Origin of the sequence: Paracoccus sp. PAR01 (assembly GCF_014851995.1) — a bacterium.
Classification (GTDB): domain Bacteria; phylum Pseudomonadota; class Alphaproteobacteria; order Rhodobacterales; family Rhodobacteraceae; genus Paracoccus; species Paracoccus litorisediminis.
In genome coordinates this window covers 15,695-37,803 of record NZ_JACVAW010000014.1, presented here as the reverse complement: position 1 = coordinate 37,803, position 22,109 = coordinate 15,695, and the positions used below count along the sequence as shown (strand labels likewise).

Here is a 22,109-nt window from a genome sequence, read left to right as displayed (position 1 = left end):
GCGACCGCTTGATAATTAGATCGATCACTATAATAATCCGGTGGGCCGATGGGTCAACAATTTTCTAGCGAGGGCTATATAATTGTCGCGAGGACGTCCGAGACAGTTCGACGAGGAGGAGGCGCTGAACACCGCACTGCGCCTTTTTTGGCGTCATGGCTATGAGGGGACATCGATTTCCACGCTCGCCAAGGCGATGGGGATGACCATGCCCAGCCTCTACAACGCCTTCGGAAACAAGGAGAGCTTGTTCATGAAGGCCGTCGATCTTTACGATCTCTACGGCGATAAACTCTATGGCGAGGCATTCGCAAAGACATCTGCCTGCGAGGTGGCGCTTGCCATCCTGATGGGCGAGGTCGATCTCGTTTCGGGCGCTGAGACGCCGGAAGGCTGCCTTATGGTACAGGGCGCGCTTGCCACCGGACCGGATTCAGAGCTGGTGCGGCAGGAAATGGCGAAGCAAAGGCGTCAGGCCGAGGTCGATGTCGCCGCGCGCTTCGAAGAGTTCCAGAAAGCCGGTCAGTTGCCGCTAGGCTGGAAAGCGCCGGCGCTGGCAGCCTATGTGATGACCGTGGCGACCGGAATGGCCGTCCAGGCCAAAAGCGGCGCGTCTCGGCAGGAACTGATCGAGGTCGTTGATATGGCGATGAAAATCTGGTCCAAGGAGTAAGTATTGCGGCAGGCGGTTTGATCTTGAGACGATCACATTTGCCGCAATCAATGACATACGGCAGCCCGCCCCTCTCACGAGCCTTAGACAGATCGGCCCTAAGTCGCCGGTCAGGCACAGCGCGACGATAAACTTGGTGCGATGGCGGGGCAAAACCGCCAATCAGGGTCGCCGCTTCTCCAGGCGAATGTCTCCGTCACCAACCTCCTGCGCGTTCCCCCACCCGAGATGGCGGTAAAAACCGGCGGCACGCGTCGCTTCACCCGTTTCAAGCCAGGCTACCGCATGGTGAGAGAAAAGTTGAGCTTCCGCCGCCTCGACCAGCCGTCGCCCCACACCCATTCCCTCATGGGAGGGCAGCACAAAAGCGGCGAACAGAGAGCCTTCGTCCGCATCGATCATCGAAAAACCAACGATATTATCGCCATCGGCAGCGACCCATGCACACTTGTCGCTTTCGATCATCGCAGCAATGGACGCCGCTGTTATGCCCATCTTGGCCAGTTCGGCGTGCGACAACACGTTCTCGGTTACCGAAGTCCGAACATGGAAAATTTCCCCGATATCACGGGTTTCGGCTGGTCTGATCTCTATGCGCATCGTGCCCTCTGAAAGGTAGTGAGCGACTTCAACGGGCCTCAAAGCCGTTACAGATGACGAGCTTGGACGAAAAATGGCCTCTCAAACTGAGGTGCCCGAAGGTGAGGAGATCTTGACCAAACAATCCCTGAAAGTGAAGAAGCGCCCGTTAAATCGGGGCGCTTCCACGGATCGGGATGCTACAGATTGATCAACTGGCCGACCTCGACAGGCCGTCCGGTTTGAAACGAGCGGTTCGCGGCTATCCCGGTCAGGATCGACATCGCACCGTCACGATAGCCCGCCGCATAGGCCCCGCCCGAATTCGACTGGCCGAAAATATCGGCCAGCATGCGGTTGTCACCGCCGCCATGCCCGCCCTCAGCCATGACGACGGGGACGACCCGAGGCGTTCCGTGCAGCGGGAAATGGTAAAGCTGGATGCCCTCGGCCGCGCCTTCCTGTTCTTTTGCGCCGCCTCCGTTGATGTATGAGGTCTCGCGCACCATCAGCTCGATCCGACCGCCCGAACCGTTGAAGCTGACATTGAACCCCTCCCACGGGGCATAGGCATTCAGCGAGTAGGTCAGGACCGAGCGGTTCTTGTAGCGCACCATGACCTGCATCGTGTCTTCGATACTGATGCCGTCCCCGAACACATTCTGGTCGCGCTGATAGCCGTCCTCATGCTCGGCGTCCCAGTAGAGCGCCTTTTGCACCGGGCTGGCTGTCAGGTCGATGGCGAAAGGATCGTCCTTGGCGGCCTCAATCCCCGTGGTGCGGGTATAGGGGGTGAAATGCCCCCGCTCCTCGGCATTGGCGCGGCCATAGAAACGCAGGTCACCCATGCCGAAGACGGTTTCGGGCTGACTTTCCAGCCAGAAGTTCACCAGGTCGAAATGATGGGTCGATTTATGGACCATCAGCCCGCCGCTATTGCGCTTGTCGCGATGCCAGCGGCGGAAGTAATCGGCGCCGTGCTTGGTATCCAGCAGCCATTCGAAATGGACCGAGAAGACTTCGCCGATGGCGCCGGATGAAATCAGTTCGCGCACCGCCGAGTTATGGGGCGCGTAGCGGTAGTTGAACGTGACCCGGACCGAGCGTCCGGTGCGCTTCACCGCATCGACGATCTGCTGGCACTTGCTGGCATCGGTCGTCATCGGCTTTTCGGTGATCACGTCGCGCCCGGCTTCCAGCGCGGCAATGATGTAGATGTGGTGCGTCCGGTCGATCGAGGTGACGATGACGACCTCGGCACCGGTTTCGTCCAGCATCTGGTGGAAATCTTCGGCCTTGTAGGCTGGCAGCGGGTTCAGGCCGAACTCATCCTGCAGGACACTGTTGGTGTAATCCATCCGGGTCTGGTTGGTGTCGCAAAGCGCGACCAGTTCGGCATTGTCGCGGTAGTCCTTGGCAATGGCTTCGTAAAACATCCGCGAACGGGAACCGGTACCGACAAGCGCGTATTTCTTGCGCATCTCATTCTCCTGCTGTCGTCTGCCCGTGGTGATTGCAACGGGATAAGTTGATCTGTCCGAAGCCTGTGGGCGTTCGGGTATTGGCTGGAATTTCGGAACTGCTTCAGCCGCGGATCGCGCGGCCTTCGGGGGTAAAGAAGTGGCACCGCGCGGGATCGATCCGCAGCGACACACGGTCGCCGTTGCGACAGGGCTGCTGTCCCGGAAGGACGACGGTCAGAGGTTCGGCGCCAAAGCGTGGGCGGACATGCAGGACGGTGCTGCCGCCCAGATGTTCGACCAGCTCCACCTGTGCATCGCCAAGGGATTGGCCCTCGCCATCGCCGACAACGATATGTTCGGGCCGGATGCCGAGGGTCAGGGCCGCGCCCGCGGCCGAATGCAGGGAGCGCCCAGCCTCAATCCGCTGGCCATCAAGATTGAACCCCGTCGCATCGGCCACGCTGACCGGCACGAAGTTCATCTTGGGCGAACCGATGAAGCCCGCGACGAACTGGTTCTCCGGTTCATTATACAGTTTCAGCGGAGAGCCCGCCTGCATCACCTGACCGCCGCGCAAGACGACGATCTGATCGGCCATGGTCATCGCCTCGACCTGATCATGGGTGACATAGATCATCGTATTGCCAAGCCGCTCGTGCAGCTTGGTGATCTCGACGCGCATCTGCACGCGCAGCTCGGCATCAAGGTTCGAGAGCGGCTCGTCGAAAAGAAAGATCTTGGGGTCGCGCACAATCGAACGTCCGATGGCGACGCGCTGGCGCTGGCCGCCAGACAGTGCCTTGGGCTTGCGGTGCAGATAGTCGGTGATCTGCAAAGTCGAGGCCGCGTCCCGCACGCGGCGGTCGATCTCGGGTCGCTTGTAGCCCGCCGTCTCAAGTCCAAAGGCGAGGTTCTTGTAGACGCTCATATGCGGGTACAGCGCATAGGACTGGAACACCATCGCAATGCCACGCTTGGCGGCGGCGACATCGTTCATCCGTGCCCCGTCGATCATCAGATCGCCGTCCGTGATCGTTTCAAGTCCCGCGATCATCCGCAGCAGGGTGGACTTGCCGCAGCCCGAGGGACCCACAAAGACGGTGAATGCCCCCGGCTCGATCTTGAGGTCGATGCCACGGATCACGTCATGTGCGCCGTATCGCTTTTCGACCTTGTTCAGTTGGATTGTGGTTGCCATGCGTGTTTCCGGTTATCTCAGCGTTTCATGCCGGTGGTGGCGATGCCCTCGATGAGCAGCCGCTGGAAAAAGAGGAAGATCAGGAAGATCGGGACAAGCGACAGGATCGACATCGCAAACAGCTCGTTCCAGCTGGAGGTGCCGCTTGAGTCGATGAAGGACCGCAGGCCAAGCTGGACGGTATAGTTGCCCATCTCGCTGATATAGATCAGGGGGCCAAAGAAATCCTCCCATGTCCAGATGAAGGAAAAGATGGCGGCGGTGGCCAGGACCGGCAGCGACAGGGGCAGGATGATCTTGCGATAGATCCGCCACGGGCTGCATCCGTCCATGCGGGCGGCTTCGTCCAGTTCGCGGGGAATGCCGCGAAAGAACTGCACCATCAGGAAGATGAAGAAGGCATCGACCGCAAAATATTTGGGCAGGATCAGGGGCCACCAAGTGTTCACCCAGCCCAGCTCGCGGAACAGCACATATTGCGGGATCAGCGTGACGTGATAGGGCAGCATCATCGTGCCCAGCATCAGCGCGAACCACAGCTTCCGGCCGGCGAATTGCAACCGGGCAAAGGCATAGGCGACCAGCGACGCAGCCAGAACATTGCCCACCGTCGCCAGCACCGCGATGATCAGCGAGTTGACGAAAAAACGCCCGAAATTGACCTGAAGCCCGAACCAGCCATCCCGATAGGCTTGCAACGTCACCTGCGACGGGATCAGGCCCGCCTCGCCCCCGAACAGCTCTGCAGCCGGGCGCAGCGAGCCCGACAACATCCACAGGATCGGATAGATCATCACGAAGCAGACCGCGATCAGCAGCGTGTGGCGCAGGACGCTGTTCAGACGGGGATGGGCCGATGCGCGGCCCGGCATGTCATGGACCGCATCAGTCATCGTAATGCACCCAGTATTTCGTGGTCAGGAATGAAAACGCGGTAAAGATCGCGATGATGATCACCAGCACCCAGGCCAGCGCCGAGGCATAGCCCATGCGGAAGTAGCTGAACGCCTCTTGATACAGGTAAAGCGTGTAGAACAGCGTCGAGTTGATCGGCCCGCCCGACCCGCCAGAGATGACGAAGGCCGGAGTGAAGGCCTTGAAGGCCTCGATGGTCTGGATCACGAAGTTGAAGAAGATGACCGGCGACAGCAGAGGCAGGGTGATCCGCAGGAATTGCCGCGTTGGCGAGGCCCCGTCGAGGCTTGCGGCCTCATACATGTCCGTCGGTATCTGACGCAGCCCGGCAAGGAAGATGATCATCGGTGAGCCGAACTGCCAGACCGACAGCACGACCAGCGTGTAAAGCGAATAGTTCGGGTTCGAGATCCAGCTTGGCCCCTCGATCCCGACCATCGCCAGCATGGAGTTGACCAACCCATCCGAGGCAAAAAGCTGCCGCCACAGGACCGCGATGGCGACTGAGGTGCCCAGCAGCGACGGCAGGTAAAAGATCGCCCGATAGACCGGCAAACCGCGCATCCCCCGGTTCAGAACCATTGCGATCGCAAGGGCGAAGGCAAGCTTCAGCGGGACCGACAGCGCGACATAGAGCAGCGTCACCTTGATCGCGGCGGTGAACTTGGGGTCAGCCGTGGCCATGCGGACATAGTTCTGAGCCCCGACGAATTCAGGCGCGGTCAGCAGGTCGAAATTGGTGAACGAGAGGTAAAGCGAGATCAGCGCCGGACCCAGTGTCAGGCAGAAAAAGCCGATCACCCATGGCGCAAGGAACATGTATCCCGCGCCATTCCGTTGGATGGCCCGTTTGAGCCACCCTTCCGGAACTGGACCTTTCTTGGTCTCGCTGTCGTTGATTGCGTCGCAGGCCGCCATGCCTCAGGCCCGCTTCAGGATTGCTGCGGCCTCATCGACAAGGCTGGCGCCGCCCTGCTCCGGCGAAACGGCCTCGAATCCGACTTCTTGGCTGATGCGGATCTGGACGGCGTTGATCTCACCCGCGCCCTTCGGCGGCGAAGGCGGCAGTGCCCCGATATGCGGCGTCAGGCTGGAAATCAGTTCCACGACCTTGCGGCTGGTTTCGCTCAGATCGGGCATGATCGTCTCGCGGATTTCGGGCGAGGCAGGTACACCGCGATCCAGACCCAGAAGCCTGGCACCTTCGGGTGCGCGGACCAGGAAGTTGATCATCCGCGCGGCCAGCGCAGGGTCCTTGGACGTGGACGAGACCGAGAACATCTGCGAGGGCTTCAGATACTGTCCGGGCTTGCCACCCTCCTGCACGGGCGCGCCCACAACCGACAACTCGGCCTGCACCAGTTTCTGGAAGGATTCGAATTGGTTGGAATGCGCGAAATCGGTGACCGCGCTTCCGGTGACGATCGGCGAGGTTTCGGGCGAGTTCTTGTAGAGGGCCTGCGTATCTGCGGGTACACAGCTTTTGGCTTTGCGCATCTCGGTCCAGTAAGCGAACCAGCGCCCGGCATCGGCGGCGTCATAGCCCAGCGTCCCGTCCGGGTTATAAAGCGCCTTGCCCTGAGTGCGCAGCCAGACTTCGAACAGTCCCTCCTGACAGCTGCCATCGGCGGTCGCATAGACGCGGCTGCGCTTGTTGGCAGATGTGAAGGCCGCGCATTGCTCGGCAAAGCCATCCCAGCTCAGCCCAAGGGTCGGGGCCTTGACCCCGGCCTCGTCCCAAGCCTTGCCGTCAAACACGACCGAGAAGGCATTGACGCCGACATTGCCGCCGTAAAGCTTGCCGTCAACCGAGCAACTGTCCAGATTGACCTGTCCGAAATCGGCAATGGCCAGTTCCTTGCCAAGGAATTCGTCCAGCGGGCGGATCGCGCCGCGCCGGGCATATTCGAACATGTAGCGGTAATCCATCTGGATGAAATCTGGCGCATTGCCACCGGCGACCTGCGTCGCCAGACGTGCCCAATAATCATCCCAGCCCATGAATTCGGATTCGACGGTCACGCCGGGATTGGCCTGCTTGAACAGGTCGATCGCGGCATTGGTCCGGCGGGCGCGCTCGTCTCCGCCCCACCAGATCATGCGGATATTTCCCGCCTGCTGCGCAAGCGCGGGGGCCAACCCCAGAAATGGCAGGCTGGCCATGGCCAACCCGGCGCCGAGAAGCCGGCGCCGACCGATATTGGTCGAGTTCATGTGTATCCTCCCAAACTGGATGGCACCACCGACATATGCGGTTGCCGATCCCTGTCTCCCGTCTGCCGGTGTCCCCCCACCAGGCTATGACGCGCTTTCCGGCATCATAGTGAAATCAGGTTACGGATTGAGAGGCATACGAACAACTACAAAATATTGGACGTTCTATCGAATTTATTTATACCAAGATCATTCAAAAGGGGGGTGAGGATGGACCGGGCTCTTGAGCAATTTGTGGCAGTCGCTGAGGCTGGCTCGTTGATGGCGGCGGCTGAAAAGCTGCGTCTGTCGCAGCCCGCGCTCAGCTACAATCTGAAGCGGCTTGAACAATCGCTGGGGGTCGAACTGTTTCACCGCTCATCGCGCGGCGTGCAACTGACGAACTATGGCGAGACGCTCTATAACAGCGCAGTGGTGATCGGGCGGCTGCACTCGAACGCCCTGATGACCATCGCGCGGCAAAAGGCCGAGCTGGAGGAGGGGATCAGCATCGGCACCGGCTATTCGACCTGGATTCTGATCCTTCGCGACTACGTCATCGAGCATTTCAAGGCCCATCCGAACGCGCCGATCAACCTGAGCATCGGCAATATGATGCGCTGCATGGACCAGCTGCTGGCGGGCGATATTTCCCTGTTCATCGGACATCGGATCGATCAGCTGAAGGAAGGAATCGCGGTCGATTTCATCCCGATAGGCTATGCGACAGACGGCTATTTCGTCCGCCGGGGCCACCCGCTCCTAGGTACGGCGCGCGGTCTGGATGAAGTGCGCACATACCCCACAACCATGGCCTATCCTGTCGATGCCAGCCAGAAGCGGTTGGTGTCAGCCGGTGAGCTATATGACGCAAACCGCCTTGGGCATGCCTTCACCTCGAACTCACTCGAGGCCTGTCTTGAATTCGTTCACGCGACCGATGCGGTGCTGATCCACAGCACGGTCCTGGCAGGATATTTCGCCGAACAAGGGTTGGAGCAGATCGAGATCCGCGTCGGCGAGGACACAAAGAAAGCGGTGATGGGCATTCATGTCCTGCCTGAGCGACGCTCGCATCCCAAGGTGCAGGCTTGCATTCGCGCCATCCTTGAACGCGCCGAGCGGTTGAAGCTGTTCCCGCTTTATGACGGTTAAACATCTTGCGCCGATCCGACCCGCAAGCCTGGACCGCCTGCCGTCCCGCGTTTTCTCCGACCAAGAGATCGGCACGAAGAACTCCAGTCGTAAACTGTCCAGATTCCTCGCATCCACTCAATATCTGCAGCAAATCGCCGCGCGTAAGCTGCCGCGTTGATCTAGCGATATTCCCCCTCGCGTAGCTTATGATCCTGACCGACTGTCCGCCAGAGAGCCGGTTCAATGTCGGTGCCCAGAGGATAGATCGGCGCGGTCGCAGCGGGCGGATGTGACAGGCGCTCAAACCGCGCGGCGGGATGGGAAACGGGGACTGCCTCCAGCAAGCGCCGCGTGTATGGATGCGCTGGACGCGACAGCACCGCCTCTGCCGGGCCCTGCTCGACGATCATGCCGCGATGCATGACCAGAATGCGGTCCGCCACGCGTTCTACGACGGCCATGTCGTGCGAAATGAACAACAACGCCAGATCCTCATCGCGCTTGAGTTCGTCGAGCAGGCTCAGAATTTGCGCCTGAATCGCGACATCCAGCGCCGAGACCGGCTCATCCGCGATCAACACCTTGGGCCGCAGGATCAAGGCCCGCGCGATGCAGATGCGTTGGCGTTGCCCACCCGAAAACTGGTGCGGATAGCGACCAAGGCTGTCTTCGGGCAACCCAACGCGTGCGACCAAAGCGCGGAGGTGATCCTCGTCAGCCGCGACGCCGCGGATGCGCAGCGGCTCGGACAGGATCTGGCGAACCGACATGCGCGGATCAACCGCGGCATAAGGGTCCTGAAAGATCATCTGGATGTCGTCGCGCGCCACCCGTAGCGCCTGCCCGCCAAGGGTCAGCAGATCGCGACCGGCCAACAGCGCCCGCCCCTCATGCGTCGGGATCAGCCGCAAAAGCGACTTTGCCAGCGAGGACTTGCCACAACCGCTTTCGCCGATGATCGCCACGGTCTCGCGCGGGTGCAGGTCGAAGCTTACATCCTCGACGGCATGAAGGTTCGCGACATGGCGGCGCAGGATGCGCGAGCGGACGGGGAAGCGCGTGCTGAGATGGCTGACCGACAGCACTGGGGGCGCCGTGCATGGCCCGGCCTGCGTGGCTGAGATCGCTGCCTGGCGGAACTTGGGTGCCGCGTCCAGCAACTTGCGGGTATAGTCATGCGCGGGGGCGTCAAAGACCCGCCGCACCGGCCCTTCCTCGACGATACGCCCATGTAGCATGACGGCAACGCGATCAGCGATTTCAGCCACCACGCCCATGTCATGGGTGATGAACAGCACCCCCATGCCGGTCTGCCGCTGCAAGCTGCGGATCAGCCAAAGAATCTCGGCCTGCACCGTCACGTCAAGGGCGGTGGTCGGCTCGTCCGCGATCAGGATATCGGGCTCGCAGATCAGCGCCATGGCGATCATGACGCGCTGACGCATGCCGCCCGAAAGTTCATGCGGATACTGGTCAAAGCGGCGCAACGGATCGGTCATCCGCACCTTTTCCAGCATCGCGATGGCCCGCGCCTTGGCCGAGCCATCGTCAAAGGGCTGGTGCTGGCGGACCGCCTCGACCAGTTGCGCGCCAACGGTCAGCACCGGGTTCAGCGATGTCATCGGGTCCTGAAAGATCATCGCGATCCTTGCACCCCTGATCTGGCGCATCTGACGTTCGTTCATCAGGGCCAGATCAAGTGGCTCTTGCCGGGCTGTGTCCAGAAGGATGCGCCCGCCGGTGATATGCCCCCCCTGCTGGTCGATCAGCCGCATCACGGACTTCACCGTCACCGATTTGCCCGAGCCGGATTCCCCGACAAGGGCGAGGATTTCACCCCGATCAAGCCGCAGCGAGAGGTCATGAACGACCCCTGCCCGGTCGGCCCCAAAGGCGATGTCGAGGTTCTGGATCGACAGCAGGGGTTCATGCGTGGTCATGGCGCCTCTCTTTCAGACGTGCGGCCGGGCGGCCCAGACCCGGATTTCCAGAAGCGAATCCCGCCGCGAGGCCGCCATCTGGACGACCGACAGGCCGGGCGGCGTCCCCTCGCCCACCCATTCGTTCCAGATCGGGACGAATTCCGGCCATTGCGCCATGTCGGCAAGCCAGAGTTGGGCGTGGATCAGGCCCTCACTTCCGCTGCCCATTTGCGACAGAAGATCATCGATCACGCCAAGAATGGCGCGGGTCTGACCCGGAAAAGGCAGCGATTTGTCGGGAGCGGTCAGGCAGGCCGAGGCGATGTCGCCTGCAGCCGAGCCCAGAAAAATCTTGGGGCCCCAGCTGTCGATGCGTCCGGTTTTCTGGATCGTCATGCTGCGGCTTCCTCGCGATAGGCAACCGCGACGAGTTCCAGCAAAAGGTCAGGGCGGTACAGCTCGCCCGAGACACAGGTGCGGGCGGGCGGGTTCGAGGCATCGACCCAGCCGTTCCAGACCGAGTTCAGCGCCGCAAAATAGCGCATGTCCTTGAGCCAGATAGTGACGGTGAACAGGTCGGACTGCCCAATCCCGTTCTCACGCATCAGTTCGTCCAGACGGGCGATCACATCGCGTGCCTGTTCCTTGATGTCGCCGTCCAGATTGCGGGGCTGAAGCCCGACGAAATGGGTCCAGTTCCCGGTCTTGCAGACCAGCGAACGGCGTGCCCCGTCCATGGTTTCGGTATGGCTGCGAGTGATCATGTCTTGTTCCTTGTCAGTGAGATTTTAGCTTGGGGTCGAACTGGTTGCGCAGCGCGTCGCCCAGCAGGTTCAGGCCCAGCACGGTCAGAAAAATGGCGAGGCCGGGAAACAGCGCCATCCACCACGCGCTGGAGATATAGGCGCGCGAGTCGGACAGCATGCCGCCCCAGGTCGGGATCGCAGGCGGCACGCCCAGCCCCAGGAAGCTGAGCGAAGATTCCGCGATGATCGCATTGGCCATGGCAAAGCTGGTCATCACGATGATCGACAACATTACGTTGGGCAGGATGTGGTGTCGGATGATGAACCCGTCCGAGGCACCAAGGGTGCGCGCAGCCATGATGAATTCGCGTTCGCGCAGGGCCATCGCCTCGGCCCGGGTGACGCGGCAATAAGGGATCCAGCGCTGCGCGGTCAGGGCGATGATGACAATCGCAAGGCCCTGACCGACAAAGGCCACGATAGCGATAGCCAGCATCAGGGGTGGAAAGGACCAGAAGATCTCGACGACCTTCTGAATTGCCCCGTCGATGCGGCCACCGAAATAGCCCGCGGTCACACCAAGCGCGACCCCGGTCACGCTGGCGAAAAGCGCGACCGAAAGCGCGATGATCAACGACACGCGCGAGCCGTAGATGATACGGCTGAGAATATCGCGGCCGACGTGATCGGTCCCCAGAACATACGGGCCGGTCCAGTCCGGCGGCATCATCGCGACCATCAGATCCTGCTGGTTGGGCGGATGCGGGGCAAGCCATGGGCTGAACAGTCCCATGATCACCAGCGCCGCAACGGTGGCAAGGCCGAAGCCCGCCTTGAAGCCCGACAGATGACGATGGCTGCGGCGAAAGCGCTGCCACCTGCCTTGCCCTGCGGGAATGGAATTGCCTGCTGTCATCGTCATCTCAGTTGATCCGAATGCGGGGGTCGATAAGGGTGTAGAGCAGGTCGATCAGCAGGTTCACGAGGATGAAGATCGCGGTGTAGATCAGCACCAATCCGATGATCAGCGGATAATCGCGCGACGAGATCCCCTGGATCAGCAGGCTGCCGATCCCCGGCCAGGCGAATACCGTCTCGACGATCATCGCCCCCGACAGCAACGCCCCGAACTCCAGTCCGATGATTGTGACCACCCCGACCAATGCGTTGCGAAAGGCGTGCCGCCACAGGATGCGCATTCCGCCAAGCCCCTTGGCCCGTGCGGTCATCACATAATCCTCGTGCAGCGCTTCCTGCACCGAGGCGCGGGTCAGTTGCGTGATGATCCCGGTCATGTTCGTGCCCAGAACCAGCGCGGGCAGCGCCAGGTGCTTCAACGCGCCCCAGAAGGCGTCCAAACGCCCTTGGATCAGCGTGTCCAGCAACAGGAAGCCGGTGATCGGCTCAACCCCCATTCCCCAGGGCGCGCGCCCGCCGGATGGCAGCAGATGCCAATGCCCGGCGAAAAGCAGGATCAGCAGGATGCCGATCCAGAAATTCGGCATAGAAATCCCGGCAAAGCTGAACGTCGATGCAAGGCTGTCCCAGAGCGAACCCGGCCGCGCCGCCGCCAGCACCCCCAACGGAATGCCGATCGCGACCGCGACCAGCGTGGCTGCAAGGGCCAGCTCGATCGTCGCCGGCAGGCGCTCAAGCACCAGTTCCATCACCGGCATCTTGTATTTGAACGAGGTTCCGAAATCGCCCGTGACCGCATTCCCAAGGAAATTCAGGAACTGCATCAGCGGCGGATCGTCGAGGCCCCATGCCTCGCGAATTCGCGCCTTGTCCGCGTCGGATGCCTCGTCCGAGATCAGCATGCTGACCGCGTCTCCGGGCGCGAACTGCATCAGCGTAAAGACCACGGCCGCGACCACGATCAGCACGGGAATGGCACCGGCAAGGCGGCGCGTGGCGTAAAGCAGCATCGGCTGTCCTTTGGTTCTGGGACGGGCCGCCTGGCGGCGACCCGGATGCCGCGATCAGTTGACGAAGACTTCCCAGCCATTGACCTGATCGGCCGGGCGCGGCTGGAAGCTGATTTCCTTGGAAACACCCCAGGCCATCTTGTGCTGCCACATGAAGGCGGCCGGGGCCGCATCGACCAGGTAGCGCACTGCCGCCTGCATCTTTTCGTCACGCGCCGCCGGATCGAACTCGGCGCGCTCGGCTGCCAGCAATGTGTCCAGCTCGGGGTCCGAGAAACCGATCCGAGGCGAGCCTCCGGTCGCGAAATACTGGTGCAAGGCCCGCGAAGGATCGATCATTGAACCACGGCCCATGTAGTAGAAGGGAACCTTGCCCTGCTGGACATTGGCCCAGAGCGTTGCCCATTCCGGCGTGTCGAGCGTCACCTTGAACCCTGCGGCCTCAAGCATCGGGACCATCGCCTCGGTGATCTGCCGGTCGGCGGTGTAGCGGCCGACCGGGGTCGAAAGCGTCACCTCGACCCCTTCCAGCCCGGCCGATTGCAACAGCGCGCGGGCCTTTTCGGGATTGTAGTCATAGGCGCCGGTGAATTCGGGATCATGACCGATCTGGCCAGCACTGACAGGACCGTTCAGCAGGTCGGCCTGCCCTTGCAGGATCGCGCGAACGATGGCCTCGCGGTTGATCGCATGGGCGACGGCCTGCCGCGCTTCCTTGCGGTCCCACGGGTGGGTCTTGGGGGACATTGCCAGAAACATCATCTCGACCGAGTTGGTCGTGGCGATCTGGGCATTGGGCATGTCTGCCACCCGCGCCATCAGCTGGGGCGGCACGGATTGCGCAATCTGGACCTCGCCATTGGCAAGCGCGGTCACCCGCTGTTCGGGCTCGGGCATGATGCGATACATGATCTGCGCGGGATTGTTGGGCGACAGCATCGGGTGGCCGTCATTGCGCGAGATCACGATATGCTCGCCGATACTGACCTCATCAAGCTTATAGGGCCCCGCACCGAACGGCGCGTCCTTGAACATCGCATCACCCATCTGATCGTAAAGCGCCTTCGAGGTCACGGCGACGCCAGCAAGGTTGTCGGGCACCGTCGCGTCGGGGGTCGCCGTGGTGATACGCAAGGTGCGGTCGTCGATCGCCTCGACCTTACTCCAGCCTGCGACAAGATAGGATTTCCCCGAGGACGGGTTCTTGCCCAGATAGTCGATCGAATGAACGATGTCCTGCGCCAGCACCGGTTCGCCATTATGGCGCTTGGCCCCCTCGGGCAGGCGGATCTCCCAGGTCAGAGGATCAACTGACTGCACCGTCTCGGCCAGGTAGGGCACAAATTCATTGCGGTCGAAATCATAGCGCGTGACACAGCCATAGACCTGACACCAGACGTTCGACAGCAGCACGACTGGATCTGCATAGGGGTTGTAGCCCGAGATCGTCTCGGTGATCGCGACCGCGACGCGTGCGTCTGTCTGCGTTTGGGCGGAGGCATCATAGGCAGTGGTCGAAATCGCTGCCGTCGCGAGAAGAGAAAGAAGCGCTTTTTTCATCATCGTCCGTTCATATGGGCCGTGTCGCCAGACAGGTCTTTGATTTCATTTTGAACTTGCTTTGTGCCGCAGCTTGCGTAACTATGTAAGTGAACGCTTACTTACTCACCGTAAAGCACAAACATGACCACAGCACCCTTCCAGACGCCAAGATCGGCGCGCGACGCGCGAAATTTGTTCAACCCGCTTAACTTTTGCGCAATGGGATGGGGGTTCGGATGCAAAAGGTGACCGATCCGGCTACACCCGGCGTTGCACAAATCGGAGTGGCCCAGCGATTGATCGCGGCAGCGACGACCGAGTTTCAGCGTCATGGCTTTCAGGGCGCAAGCGTCTCGCGCATCATCGAAACCGCCGATTGCAATGTCCGAATGATCTACCACTATTTCGGCAGCAAGCTGGGTCTCTATCGCGCTTGCATCGAACAGGTCTATGAGGAGCTTCGCCGCGCCGAGGCCGAGGCCAGCTTTTGGGACTTGCCACCCAAGCAGGCGATTGCCGAACTGACGCGGTTCACCTTCGACTATATGGAGACGCATCCCGAGTTTCAGGGCATGATGCGGATCGAAAACATGACCGATGGCGTGCATGTCCGCGAATTGACCACGGTGAACAGCCGCGCCGAGACGCTGTTCAATGCGATCAGCAATGTGCTGGATCGTGGCGTCGCCGAAGGGGTCTTTGCGCATCGACCCGATCCAGGTTCGCTTTATCTCTCGATCCTTGGACTGGCGACAATCCATATCGCCAACCGGCACACGATGGGTGTGGTGCTGGGCCGCGACCTTTCGGCCCCGGATTTTCTGATCGCCCGGCGCGAAGAAGTCGTGCGGATGGTTCTTGCCTCGCTGACGAGTTCCACAGAATGAAGGGCGCTGTGACGACCCCGCACCCGCTGGCGACCGAGGCTGGACTGGCGGTGCTACGTCAAGGCGGCACTGCCCCCGAGGCGTTGATCGCTGCGGGCGCGGTCCTGACCGTCGTCATGCCACATTTCTGTGGTCTGGGCGGAGACGCGGTCTGGCTGGTTGCAGACCGCACCGGCGCTTGCCGGACCTTCCTTGCCATCGGCCAAGGGATCGACCGCGCGATGCCGTCCGCCCCCCTGCCCCTGCGCGGACCCGGTGCAGTCCTGACGACCGCCGCCGTCGTCGATGGCTGGCGCCACGCGCTTGACCACGCAAGACGCCACCTTGATGGACGCTGTCGCTGGGAGGATCTTCTATCCCCGGCCATCAACCTTGCACGCAATGGTTATGCCGTGACCGGTTCGCAGGAATTCTGGGCACGTCATCGCGCAGATGAGACCGCCAGCTGGCCGAATTTTGGCAGGATTTTCCTCGATGCGGGCCGACCGCTTGCGGCTGGTAAGATGCTTCGCCAACCCGAACTGGCGGAAAGCCTGAGCCTGTTGGCCGAGCATGGCGCATCGGCGTTTTATAGCGGATCACTTGCGCGACGTATCGTGGACGGGCTGAACGCGGCAGGCGCGATCATCGGACTGGATGATTTGCGGCGTACCAGAACGCGCGAGGTCGCACCGATCTCTCTGCGCTACCGCGATGTCACGCTTCTGGCACCGCCACCTCCGACCCAAGGCCTGACGACGTTACAGATCATGGGAATTCTGTCCCATTTCGATCTGTCCGCCCTAGGCCCCGGCAGCGCCGAGCACGTGCATCTTTGTGTCGAGGCCGTAAAGCGCGCATTTCGTGACCGAGACGCAATCGCGGATCCTGCGCATATGACGTCCCTGCCAGAGCAACTGCTTGCCGCTCCATATCTGCATGAGAAAGCGGCTGGCATTTCGACCGACCGGGCACTTGTCTGGCCAGATCTCTGGCGGCACGGAGATACCGTTTTCCTTGGGGCAATGGATGAGCAGGGCAATGCGGCGAGCGTGTTGCAAAGTACCTATTTTGACTGGGGAAGCGGCGTGGTCGCCGGGGATACCGGCATTCTTTGGCAAAACCGCGGCGCCGCTTTTTCGACAGACCAAAGGCATGTCAACGTCTTCGCACCAGGGAAATTGCCATTCTACACGCTCAATCCCGGCATTGCGCTTCGCGACAGCGGTCCTGCCTTCGTCTATGGAACCCAAGGGGCTGATGGTCAGCCACAAACTCTGTCCATGCTGCTTACGCGCCTGATCGATTTTGCCGAGACACCAGCACAGGCCCTGGCGGCCCCGCGCTTTCTGCTAGGTCGCACGTTTTCGGACAGCCGCGACAGCCTGAAGCTTGAAGAAAGCATGGGGCCGGACACGGTTTCAGCATTGCGCATGCTTGGGCACGAAGTGACGACGATCCCGGCGCTCAGCCCGCTTGCCGGACAAGCCGGTGTAGTCTTGAATGGGCATGGATATCCCGATCCGCGGAGCTAGTTGAGGTCTGCGACTCATCTTTGTTCGATGGATTGCATCGTCGTCCCCCCTGACCTGCCCGGACGCAAACGCCACCCCTAAGCATGAATGGTCGCCTCGGCGCGCGTCGCTGCACGGCTTGCAAGGGGCTATTCGCCTCCGCCCGTATTGGTGGAGGACGACCAGCTTTTTAGCGACGATACGCCAGGTTCCGCTTGTCGGGGCACGGATGGGGTCGCAGGTCACGCCCCGTCAAGCCGTTCGATACGACGCAACACGGGAAACGCGCTCATCCAGATCGCGACGACCGCCAGTGTTCCAATCCCGCCGATTACGCCCGCTGCGACCGGCCCCACAAGCCCCGCCATCATGCCGCTTTCGAACTCCCCAAGCTGGTTCGACGTGCCGATGAACAAGGAGTTCACGGCATTGACCCGCCCTCGCATCTCATCCGGCGTCATCAACTGCACCAGCGAGGATCGCACCACGACGCTGATATTGTCGGAAGCCCCGACGATCAGCAGCGCAATGATCGATATCCAGACATCCTTGGACAGCGCGAACAAGATCGTGGCAAGGCCGAAGACCGCGACGGCCGCGAACATCTTCCGGCCTGCACCCGAAACAATCGGCATATGGCCAAGATAGATCGACATGCCAAGCGCGCCGATGGCGGGTGCGGCGCGCAGAAGGCCCAATCCGAAAGGACCTGCCTCGAGGATGTCGGAGGCGTAGATTGGCAAAAGCGCCGTCGCTCCGCCAAGCAGCACCGCGAACAGGTCCAATGAGATCATGCCCAGCACGGCCGGCGTCCGCCGGATGAAGGAAACACCCGCAAAGACGGTTTGCAGCGTGACCGGGGCACGCGTCGCCGGCGCGGCATGCAGCACCTGGATCGTGCCGACGCTGTAGCCCGCAGCAAGAAACAGCAACCCAGAGGCAATGAAGGGCACAATATGCCCCAGCCCATAAAGCAACCCGCCAAGTGCCGGACCAACAATCAGCGCGGTCTGCATGAACGAGGTCGAGGTGGCGATCGCCCGTTGCAGCATGGCAGGCCCGACGATGCCCGGCACCAGCGAGGCCATGGTCGGGCGCTCAAAGGCCTGCGCCGCCCCCAGAACCGCGACAGCCGCCAGGATACCAGTCGGAGTCAGACGCTCCTGCCAGACGAGCAGGCCCAGAACCAGGACCGTGGCGGCCTCGACCCACTGGCAGGCAAGCCCGATACGGCGACGATCATATCGGTCAGCGACGGTACCGACGACAAAGGTCAGGATCAGCATGGGCAAGAACTGACACAGCCCGACCCATCCCAGCATCCAAGCCGAGCCTGTCAGCTCATAGATCATCCAGCCCATCGCGACCGTCAGCGACTGGAACGCCAAGGATGAGCAGGTCCGGGATACGAGGAAATGCCTGTAATTGCGATTATGAAGAACCGAGGGCGAAACTGTATTTGCCGTGCCGGAAAGATCCTGAGTCGTCATGCAGAAATCCTGAACTGTCGCCCGCCTCTGCGCCCGCAGTAGAACGAGGTCAAGGACCTCAATGCGCAATCACAGCAGGTGTGACCAGCGATGGACCGCTTCGCTTCCGATCAGGGTTCGACAGGCGGGTGAACGAATCATTGCCCGGATTTCGGGGCGGGTTCAGCCTTGGTGCGGGACTGCGCATTGCGCATGCGCCCGCCGCTGCTTCGATCCTGCACTGCCCGCGTCACGCGGCATCATGAAAGGGGGAAGTGCATGACGATCCGTCCAGATCCCACATTCCACGCGACACCCCGGCTGGCGATGGAGGCCGAGCCGGAAAAGCTGGCCTACACGCTGCTGCTCAGCCCCGATTTCTTGCAGCCCGATGCTTTGGCGGTGGTCGATCTTGACCCGAAATCGGCGACATTCGGGCAGGTTCTCAGCACGCTCGCGATGCCCCATAAGGGCGACGAGTTCCATCATTTCGGCTGGAACGCCTGTTCGTCCTCGCTGTCGCCGCTGACCGGTCATGCCTTCCTTGAACGGCGATATCTCATCATTCCGGGGCTGCGGTCCTCGCGCATCTATGTCGTCGATACCAAGCCCGACCCGCGCAACCCGACAATCCACCGGGTGATCGAGCCCGAAGAAGTGTTTCGCAAGACCGGCTATTCGCGCCCCCACACCATCCATTGCGGCCCCGAGGGGATCTATGTCTCGACCCTTGGCGGGGGCGGCCCGGACGGGACTGACGGACCGCCCGGCATCTTTATCATGGATTGCCAGACCTTCGACGTCATCGGCAGGTGGGAGATCGACCGCGGCCCGCAGGACAAGCATTACGATTTCTGGTGGAACCTGCCGCGCGATTACATGGTGTCCAGCGAATGGGCGCTGCCGCCGCAATTCGAAGGCGGCATCGTTCCCGAGCAATTGCTGTCGAACAAATACGGTCACCGGCTGCATTTCTGGGACCTGCGGGCGCGCAAGCATGTGCAAATGATCGACCTTGGCGAGAACCACCAGATGGCGCTCGAGGTGCGGCCCGCTCATGATCCGGTCAAGGAATACGGCTTTGTCGGCGTGGTGGTGGACACGACCAATCTGGAAGGCTCGATCTGGACATGGTGGCGCGAGGGCGGCCAGTTCCATTGCCGCAAGACCGCGACCATCCCGCCCGAACCCGCCGATGCCGCGGACCTGCCGCCGCTTCTGCAAGGCTTTGGTGCCGTGCCGCCGCTGATCACCGATATCGACCTGTCGCTGGACGACCGCTTTCTTTACGTCTCGTGCTGGGGCACCGGCGAAATGCGGCAGTATGATGTCAGCGACCCGATGCAGCCCAAGCTGGCAGGCTCGGTCCATGTCGGCGGGATCGCGCGCAAGACCCCGCATCCGAACGGCAAGGCTTATACCGGTGGGCCGCAGATGGTCGAAATCAGCCGCGACGGCAAGCGCGTCTACTGGACGAACTCGCTGTATTCGACATGGGATGACCAGTTCTATCCCGGCGGCGTGCCCTCTGCCATGGTCAAGGCCGATGTCGGCGCGAAGGGCGGGCTGACCCTTGATCCCACGTTCTGGCCCGAGTTTCCGCAGGGCTACCGCGCGCATCAGATCCGGCTGGAAGGGGGGGATTGTTCGACCGAGTCCTTCTGCTACCCCTCGGTCTGAGGTGGAGGGCTGGGCGCAGGCCGGGCTGTGGCTCTCGGTACTGCTGAGCGGAGCCTATCACGGCGCAAGCCCCGGCATGGGCTGGCCCTTGGCGGTCTCGGCGGGCTTGATGGGGCGCGGGCGGCGCGACCTGTTGCTGGGCATGGGGCAATTGGCGGTCGGGCATCTGGCCTCGATCCTTCTGGTGCTGCTGCCTTTCGCGCTGATCCTTTGGCTGGTGGCCTATCAGAACCAGATCCGGACCGGGGCAAGCCTGCTGGTGATCCTTTTCGGCATCTATCGGCTGGTCGAACGCCGCCACCCCCGGCGACTTGCGCGGATCAGGCCGGGGCAACTGGTGCTGTGGTCCTTTGCGATCGCGCTGATCCACGGGGCGGGGCTGATGATCCTGCCGATCTATCTGGGCCTGTGCGGTGCCGAGGCGCATCATGCGGGGGTATCGACGCTTGCCTCGGGGAACATCGGAACGGCCATCGCGGTCGCGGTCCTGCATACGCTGGCGATGGTCACCGTGGGGGGCGGGGTCGCGCTGGCCGTGCATGGCTGGCTGGGACTGGGCTTCGTCTCTCGCAGCTGGTTCAATCTCGAGACATTCTGGGCGCTCAGCCTGATCGCGGTCGGCCTTCTGGGGTTGGTTTCGTGACAGGATGCCCCACGTCTGCGCACGCATCCGATTGCCACGCATCATCATCCGCCTGATCAAATGACCCTTCAAAATCAGGCCGGTGCCTGAAACCATGGTGACGCCCTCGACCTTGCGGCCAAGGGCGTCATTGTTTGCTACCGGGACAGACCCGGCGGCAGGTCTGTCAGCCGACCAGAAAACCCAATCCGCCGACAGCGATCAGACCGCCCAGACCGCGCAATGGCAGCGTCAGCGCGGCCGACCGCGTCATGCGTCCAAGTCCGATGCCGACCAGATGCAGCAGCACGGTCGCCAGAACGAAACCAAGCGCATAGCGGAACGGGTCGGCAGCACCGGGCATTTCGGTGCCATGAGCATGCCCGTGGAAAACGGCAAAGACGGCCACCGCCAAGGTCGCCAGCCACATAGGCGGACGCAGTGCCAGCATCACGGCCACCCCGATCACGATAGCCGAGGCGGCGATACCAGCCTCGACCGCAGGCAAGGCGACGCCGAAAACCCCCAGCGCGCCACCGGCCAGCATGGCAAGCGGAAAGGTCAGCGGCAGCAGCCAGGTCGCGGGCGCGCCGATGACGGCGGCCCAAAGCCCGACCGCGACCATGGCCAGCACATGGTCGGGCCCAAGCATCGGGTGCAGGAAGCCGGTCGTGAAATCGCCATGCGCGACATGGCCGGGATGGGCAAGCGCCACGCCCGGCAACAGGATCAGGCAGGCGGTAATTACGCGAAGCATAACAGATCTTTCACTCATGAGATCAGTGGTCTACGGGCGTCAGGCGACGCCGCGCTCTTTCAGCGCAGCAAAGCCGCCGTCGACATCAACGACATTGGTGTAACCAAGACCGGTCAGGGTCTCGACCACCGGACCCGAGCCATTGATCGAGCCGCAGAAGACGACGATCCGCGCGTCCTTCGGCACCGAGGCGAAGGCTCCGGAAAAGACATTCGCCACCAGTTGCTTGGGCAGGATCACCGCCGAGGCGATCTCGCCATTCTCGGCCCGTCCCTTGGGGGCGCGCACATCGATCAGCAGGTCGGTCCCGGCCAGATCGGCGGGCAGTTCGTCGGCGGTGATGCGGGTATTGGACATGGAAACTCTCCTTCAGGATTGGGGGGCGGAATGGATCGGGTCGACCCAATAGACGGTTTCGGGAGGCTCGATCGGATCGACATCGGTGATGTTGACCACCACGGCTTCGTTGTCCGAGCGGACAAGGACGCATTCCAACACCTGATCGGGATCGGCGTTGATTTCCTGATGCGGCACATAGGGCGGGACATAGATGAAATCGCCGGGTCCGGCTTCGGCCACATATTCCAGCCGCTCGCCCCAGCGCAGGCGGGCCTTGCCGCGCAGAACATAGATCACGCTTTCCAGCGGCCCGTGATGGTGAACGCCGGTCTTGGCGTCGGGCTGGATGGCCACGGTGCCGGCCCAGATTTTCTGCGCACCGACGCGGGCATGGTTGATCGCAGCCTGCCGGAACATGCCGGGGGTCTGGGCGGTGTTGGAATCCAGCTGGTCACCCTTGATGACGCGCACGCCGTCATGCTTCCAGCGCGGAACGTCGTCATGGTCGTGATCGTGACGATGATGGTGGCCGTCATGGCCGTGGTCGTGGGGCATCTGCCTCTCCT

At 61.8% G+C, this 22,109-nt stretch carries 22 protein-coding genes; 6 read left to right on the top strand and 16 right to left on the bottom strand.

All coding sequences use genetic code 11. The features are described 5' to 3' along the window. Positions 1–82 precede the first annotated feature (82 nt). Positions 83–673 carry a TetR/AcrR family transcriptional regulator gene (locus tag IB235_RS17965; protein ID WP_192337858.1) on the top strand — a complete coding sequence of 197 codons (591 nt, stop codon included), beginning with the start codon at positions 83–85 and terminating at the stop codon, positions 671–673. Between the two features lie 162 nt (positions 674–835). Here the strand turns inward: IB235_RS17965 and IB235_RS17960 are convergent, their stop codons facing one another. The 6 genes from IB235_RS17960 to IB235_RS17935 all read right to left on the bottom strand — a co-directional run bounded on the left by IB235_RS17960 (position 836) and on the right by IB235_RS17935 (position 7,042). Next, the gene (locus IB235_RS17960; protein WP_192337857.1) at positions 836–1,273 is read right to left on the bottom strand and encodes a GNAT family N-acetyltransferase; all 438 of its coding nucleotides are present in this window, start codon (positions 1,271–1,273) and stop codon (positions 836–838) included. 179 nt (positions 1,274–1,452) lie between these two features. Continuing rightward, on the bottom strand, positions 1,453–2,733 hold the full coding sequence (locus IB235_RS17955) for a Gfo/Idh/MocA family oxidoreductase (RefSeq protein ID WP_192337856.1): 1,281 nt from the start codon (positions 2,731–2,733) through the stop codon (positions 1,453–1,455). Between the two features lie 103 nt (positions 2,734–2,836). Further along, positions 2,837–3,913, bottom strand: coding sequence for an ABC transporter ATP-binding protein (locus tag IB235_RS17950; protein WP_192337855.1), 1,077 nt, complete (start codon positions 3,911–3,913; stop codon positions 2,837–2,839). Positions 3,914–3,930: 17 nt separating this feature from the next. Continuing rightward, positions 3,931–4,806 carry a carbohydrate ABC transporter permease gene (locus IB235_RS17945; RefSeq protein WP_155041232.1) on the bottom strand — a complete coding sequence of 292 codons (876 nt, stop codon included), beginning with the start codon at positions 4,804–4,806 and terminating at the stop codon, positions 3,931–3,933. Then, positions 4,799–5,647, bottom strand: coding sequence for a carbohydrate ABC transporter permease (locus IB235_RS17940; RefSeq protein ID WP_225612452.1), 849 nt, complete (start codon positions 5,645–5,647; stop codon positions 4,799–4,801). Before IB235_RS17940 ends, IB235_RS17945 begins: the two co-directional genes overlap by 8 nt. 102 nt (positions 5,648–5,749) lie before the next feature. Beyond that, positions 5,750–7,042 (bottom strand): ABC transporter substrate-binding protein, encoded by a 1,293-nt coding sequence (locus IB235_RS17935; RefSeq protein ID WP_192337853.1) that lies wholly within the window; start codon positions 7,040–7,042, stop codon positions 5,750–5,752. Between the two features lie 210 nt (positions 7,043–7,252). On the opposite strand from IB235_RS17935, the gene IB235_RS17930 reads away from it, so the two are divergent. Next, a complete protein-coding gene (locus IB235_RS17930; RefSeq protein WP_192337852.1) occupies positions 7,253–8,176 on the top strand; it encodes a LysR family transcriptional regulator in 924 nt (307 codons plus the stop codon). A 161-nt stretch (positions 8,177–8,337) separates the two neighbouring features. Here IB235_RS17930 and IB235_RS17925 read toward each other — a convergent pair whose 3' ends face one another. Genes IB235_RS17925 through IB235_RS17900 form a run of 6 tightly spaced genes read right to left on the bottom strand, consistent with a single transcriptional unit; the run spans position 8,338 to position 14,314 of the window. After that, a complete protein-coding gene (locus IB235_RS17925; protein WP_192337851.1) occupies positions 8,338–10,098 on the bottom strand; it encodes an ABC transporter ATP-binding protein in 1,761 nt (586 codons plus the stop codon). Between the two features lie 12 nt (positions 10,099–10,110). Continuing rightward, on the bottom strand, positions 10,111–10,476 hold the full coding sequence (locus IB235_RS17920) for a Rid family hydrolase (protein WP_192337850.1): 366 nt from the start codon (positions 10,474–10,476) through the stop codon (positions 10,111–10,113). Beyond that, on the bottom strand, positions 10,473–10,844 hold the full coding sequence (locus IB235_RS17915; protein ID WP_192337849.1) for a RidA family protein: 372 nt from the start codon (positions 10,842–10,844) through the stop codon (positions 10,473–10,475). Before IB235_RS17915 ends, IB235_RS17920 begins: the two co-directional genes overlap by 4 nt. Before the next feature lie 13 nt (positions 10,845–10,857). Beyond that, a complete protein-coding gene (locus tag IB235_RS17910; protein ID WP_225612451.1) occupies positions 10,858–11,748 on the bottom strand; it encodes an ABC transporter permease in 891 nt (296 codons plus the stop codon). A 1-nt stretch (position 11,749) separates the two neighbouring features. Continuing rightward, positions 11,750–12,754 (bottom strand): ABC transporter permease, encoded by a 1,005-nt coding sequence (locus IB235_RS17905; RefSeq protein WP_192337848.1) that lies wholly within the window; start codon positions 12,752–12,754, stop codon positions 11,750–11,752. A 54-nt stretch (positions 12,755–12,808) separates the two neighbouring features. Further along, the gene (locus tag IB235_RS17900; RefSeq protein ID WP_192337847.1) at positions 12,809–14,314 is read right to left on the bottom strand and encodes an ABC transporter substrate-binding protein; all 1,506 of its coding nucleotides are present in this window, start codon (positions 14,312–14,314) and stop codon (positions 12,809–12,811) included. A 218-nt stretch (positions 14,315–14,532) separates the two neighbouring features. Here IB235_RS17900 and IB235_RS17895 point away from each other — a divergent pair, with 218 nt between their 5' ends. After that, on the top strand, positions 14,533–15,183 hold the full coding sequence (locus IB235_RS17895) for a TetR/AcrR family transcriptional regulator (RefSeq protein WP_192337846.1): 651 nt from the start codon (positions 14,533–14,535) through the stop codon (positions 15,181–15,183). Beyond that, positions 15,180–16,697, top strand: a complete 1,518-nt coding sequence (locus IB235_RS17890) for a gamma-glutamyltransferase family protein (protein ID WP_192337845.1) — start codon at positions 15,180–15,182, stop codon at positions 16,695–16,697. The genes IB235_RS17895 and IB235_RS17890 overlap by 4 nt, the downstream gene beginning before the upstream one ends. 221 nt (positions 16,698–16,918) lie before the next feature. On the opposite strand, the gene IB235_RS17885 is transcribed toward IB235_RS17890, so the two are convergent. After that, on the bottom strand, positions 16,919–18,166 hold the full coding sequence (locus IB235_RS17885) for an MFS transporter (protein WP_155041247.1): 1,248 nt from the start codon (positions 18,164–18,166) through the stop codon (positions 16,919–16,921). A gap of 258 nt (positions 18,167–18,424) precedes the next feature. On the opposite strand from IB235_RS17885, the gene IB235_RS17880 reads away from it, so the two are divergent. Together IB235_RS17880 and IB235_RS17875 are read left to right on the top strand one after the other, a co-directional pair. Further along, complete coding sequence (locus tag IB235_RS17880; protein WP_192337844.1) at positions 18,425–19,825, top strand: selenium-binding protein SBP56-related protein; 1,401 nt, start codon at positions 18,425–18,427, stop codon at positions 19,823–19,825. Between the two features lies 1 nt (position 19,826). Then, a complete protein-coding gene (locus tag IB235_RS17875; protein WP_192337843.1) occupies positions 19,827–20,468 on the top strand; it encodes a hypothetical protein in 642 nt (213 codons plus the stop codon). Positions 20,469–20,634: 166 nt separating this feature from the next. Here IB235_RS17875 and IB235_RS17870 read toward each other — a convergent pair whose 3' ends face one another. The 3 genes from IB235_RS17870 to IB235_RS17860 are packed head-to-tail and all read right to left on the bottom strand — an operon-like array spanning position 20,635 to position 22,098. Continuing rightward, positions 20,635–21,204 carry a HupE/UreJ family protein gene (locus IB235_RS17870; protein WP_192337842.1) on the bottom strand — a complete coding sequence of 190 codons (570 nt, stop codon included), beginning with the start codon at positions 21,202–21,204 and terminating at the stop codon, positions 20,635–20,637. Positions 21,205–21,243: 39 nt separating this feature from the next. Continuing rightward, positions 21,244–21,561: a rhodanese-like domain-containing protein gene (locus IB235_RS17865; protein ID WP_192337841.1), complete on the bottom strand. Its 318-nt coding sequence runs from the start codon at positions 21,559–21,561 to the stop codon at positions 21,244–21,246. Positions 21,562–21,573: 12 nt separating this feature from the next. Continuing rightward, positions 21,574–22,098, bottom strand: a complete 525-nt coding sequence (locus tag IB235_RS17860) for a cupin domain-containing protein (protein ID WP_192337840.1) — start codon at positions 22,096–22,098, stop codon at positions 21,574–21,576. Between the last annotated feature and the right edge of the window lie 11 nt (positions 22,099–22,109).